Source organism: Streptomyces sp. NPDC043854, assembly GCF_056436005.1.
On sequence record NZ_JBWKDK010000063.1, the window covers coordinates 1 to 3,189 of the forward strand.

The following is a 3,189-nucleotide window of genomic DNA, read 5'->3' on the forward strand; positions in this document are numbered from 1 at the left end:
GCAAAGCTCGGCAAGTGAGGGCCGACAACCCCGCACGCAGCCCCGGAGCCCGCCCCGGGAACCGCCACCCGCACCACCGGATGCCGGAGAGGCCCACAGCCCCTCCGGCATCCGCACGCTTGCTGGCAACCCGGCCTTCTCGCTCCCTGACGGCTACACCACTTGGGTTCCGGCGAACGAGGGCACTCCGCTTTCGGTCAACTGCGTCATGCGTCAGGGCATGTCAGGCATGGACCGCGGCGCATGGGCAAGCACCGCCGACCCGGACCGGACCGCCGAACCAGCCGTCGCGCGCCGTCCCGCGCGTGGACGCTGGCGACCCGCTCGCCGCGTGCAACAAGCGCCGGCGCCCGCCGATGGGCGTCTGGCGCAAGCACCAGCCTCTGCACGGTGGCGGCAGCCACGTCCGGCCGGACGCGCCGCGGGCCCTGCTCGCCTGGAACGGGTTTGCGTACCAGATGGCGGGCACCGCGTCCGACCTGGCCGAGACCCAGAAGTGGGTGAACGATGCCACGCCCGGCACCGAGGCCGCAGACGAGTGAGTGACACTGAACGGGCCCGGCGGCCGCGTCCGGCCGCCCGCTGGTGACGGCGGCGGCTGGCCGCGGAAGTTTGCGGGTCGAGCTGACCGAGGTCCATGCCGGGGAGATCCCATTGAGCCGCCGGCCGAGCGTGCGGGACCGGCTCCACCATTGGGTGACGTGAAGTACGAATAGTCAGCTATTACCTCATATCGTGCATTTATGGCACGTGGTCACAGCAGTGGGAAACGGCTGGTGGGAGGCGTCATCGTCGCGGCAGGGGTGATGGCCGCGCTGGGTGCTGCGCCGGCCCATGCCGATGAGGCCTCGGACAGCGCGGGCACACGGGTGAGGTTTGAGGTGGTCGCGCCGGGTGGCCTGTACATCTCTGCTCCCTGCGCGGCTGTCCTGTCCGGCGCGCCTCCGGGGGGTACTGCCTCTGGCCGCCTCGGCGAGGTACGCGTCACCGACGAGCGGGCCGCGCGGGATGCCGTCTGGGTGGCCGCCGTCAGCGTGGTCCGGGACTTCACGGCCGGTTCGCACGGCCCCGGTGAATCGATCTCCGGAGGTCATGTCGTTTACCGTCCTGGAGTGGCGATCGATGCGTTCAACGGTCCATTCGTTGCCGGTCGTCCCGGGCCCGTCGCTGCTTTCCGCACGGTGTTCAGTCATCCGAGTGGTTCCGGCAGCAACTCCGTCGCCTGGGATCCCGAGTTGAGCGTCCACGTGCCTGCCGCCGGGGTGGCCGGCGTCTACCGAGGAGTGGTGGTGCATTCAGTGGCGTGAGCCGCACCATGAGGCCGCCCTCTGGCTTCTCGGAATCACGGAGTTGAATCACCGGCTCTGCAAAGAGCGTCAGGAGCTTAATGGGCCTATATGAATAGGGCGACACGCGCTATTTCAGTTTGGAATAGCGCGGTAGCAGCGTCCATAAAGTGATCTTCGAGTCATCGCTGATGATCTCGGCGCCGCGGTGAATGCCGGGCGTCATCATCGTGGACGCGGAGGTCTCCGTGCTCGGACATCGAGCTTTTCGGCCGGAAGTGGGTGACCGCCCCCAAGGGCGGTCCGGGAGATGGTTCAGGCGATGGAGGGAGCCCGTACCGGCCAGGCGACGGTCCATGGTGGGTCTGATGGCGCTGGCGTCGTTGGCCCTGTCCATGATCGCTGCGCCTCCTGTAGCCGCCGCCCCGTCAGACTTTCTCTATGTGGCCAATTCCGATGACGGCACCGTCTCGGTGATCAACACCACGAACGACACCGTCAGCGGCACGCCCATCACCGTCGGCACGAGTCCGCAATTTGTGACGCTCGTCCCGAACGGCACCAAGGCCTACGTCACGAACTACGGCTCGGACAACGTGTCGGTGATCAACACCGCCGACAACACCGTCAGCACCACCGTCACCGTCGGTGACGGCCCCCGAGGGGTGGCCGTCACCCCCGACGGTGCGAAAGCCTATGTGGTCAATTCCGATGCCGGCACGGTCTCGGTGGTCAACACCGCGACCGACACGATCAGCTCCACCATCACCGTCGGCACGACTCCCATCGGGGTGGCCGTGACTCCTGACGGCACCAAGGCCTACGTCGCCAACCTCAACGCCAACAGCGTGTCGGTGATCGACACCGCCACCGACACGATCAGCACCACCATCACCACCAACATCGGCACGAATCCCTCCACGGTCGCCGTGACCCCCAACGGCGCCAAGGCCTACGTCACGAACAACACGTCGAACGACGTGTCGGTGATCAACACTGCTACCGACACCGCCAGTACGCCCATCGCCGCCGGCACCAATCCCCGAGGGGTGGCCGTGGCTCCCAACGGCGCCAAGGCCTACGTCGTGAACAACGGCTCGAACAGCGTGTCGGTGATCAACACCACCACTGACGCCGTCTCCTCCACCATCACCACCAACATCGGCACCAACCCGACCGGGGTGGCCTTCACCTCGGACGGTGCCAAGGCGTACGTCACGAACACCGGCTCCGACAACGTCTCGGTGATCGACACCACCACCGACTCGGCCAGCCCCACGCTTCTCACCGTCGGCGGCGGTCCGCTCGGCGCGGCGGCCTCCCCGGACCAGGGGGACACGGTGGTCACCTTCCAGGTCACCCCCACCGACGGCCTGACCGTTACCGTTCCCACGTCGGCCACGCTGAGTGGGGTCTCCCCGGGCGGGACCGCCACCGGCCAGCTCGGCACAGTCGCGGTCAACGACGAGCGCTCGCTGGCCGATGCCAGCTGGGTGGCCACCGTCTCCCTGACCGATTCCTTTACCACCACCGGCGGCAGCCCCATCACCGGCAGTGCGGTGACCTACACGCCGGGAGCCGCCATCAACCCGGTCAACGGGCCGTTCACCCCGGGCACGGCGGGAACACTCGCGTCCGCCCGCACCGCGTTCAGCAAGCCGAGCGGTTCCGGCAACAACTCGGTCGAGTGGAACCCCACCCTGGACGTCGATGTGCCGGACGCCGCGGTCGCCGGCACCTACACCGGGACGGTGACCCATTCTGTGGCGTAGACCCTCGCCCGCACCCCGGGTCTTCACCCTGATCGGGGCCGAGGCCCCCACCGCGGAGGGGAGCGACCTGGGGAGAACCCACTCCGCCAGGGGTACATCGACGGGAGCAACAGAAAAGGGGGCAGGAGTCA

General features: G+C 67.9%; 3 protein-coding genes. All 3 read left to right on the forward strand.

The features are described 5' to 3' along the window. Window positions 1-305: 305 nt before the first annotated feature. The 3 genes from AC068A_RS32780 to AC068A_RS32790 all read left to right on the forward strand — a co-directional run bounded on the left by AC068A_RS32780 (window position 306) and on the right by AC068A_RS32790 (window position 3,058). Window positions 306-542 (forward strand): DUF6087 family protein, encoded by a 237-nt coding sequence (locus AC068A_RS32780; RefSeq protein WP_478589915.1) that lies wholly within the window; start codon window positions 306-308, stop codon window positions 540-542. A gap of 201 nt (window positions 543-743) precedes the next feature. After that, entirely contained in the window at window positions 744-1,307 is a 564-nt protein-coding gene (locus AC068A_RS32785) for a hypothetical protein (RefSeq protein ID WP_478589916.1), read from the forward strand. Between the two features lie 335 nt (window positions 1,308-1,642). Next, window positions 1,643-3,058: a beta-propeller fold lactonase family protein gene (locus AC068A_RS32790; protein WP_478589917.1), complete on the forward strand. Its 1,416-nt coding sequence runs from the start codon at window positions 1,643-1,645 to the stop codon at window positions 3,056-3,058. Window positions 3,059-3,189: the final 131 nt, after the last annotated feature.

What these genes read in the sequence shown, in the direction of transcription:
- AC068A_RS32785 (WP_478589916.1), top strand. Translation starts at nt 744, where the DNA reads ATGGCACGTGGTCACAGCAGTGGGAAACGGCTGGTGGGAGGCGTCATC.
- AC068A_RS32790 (WP_478589917.1), top strand. Translation starts at nt 1,643, where the DNA reads ATGGTGGGTCTGATGGCGCTGGCGTCGTTGGCCCTGTCCATGATCGCT.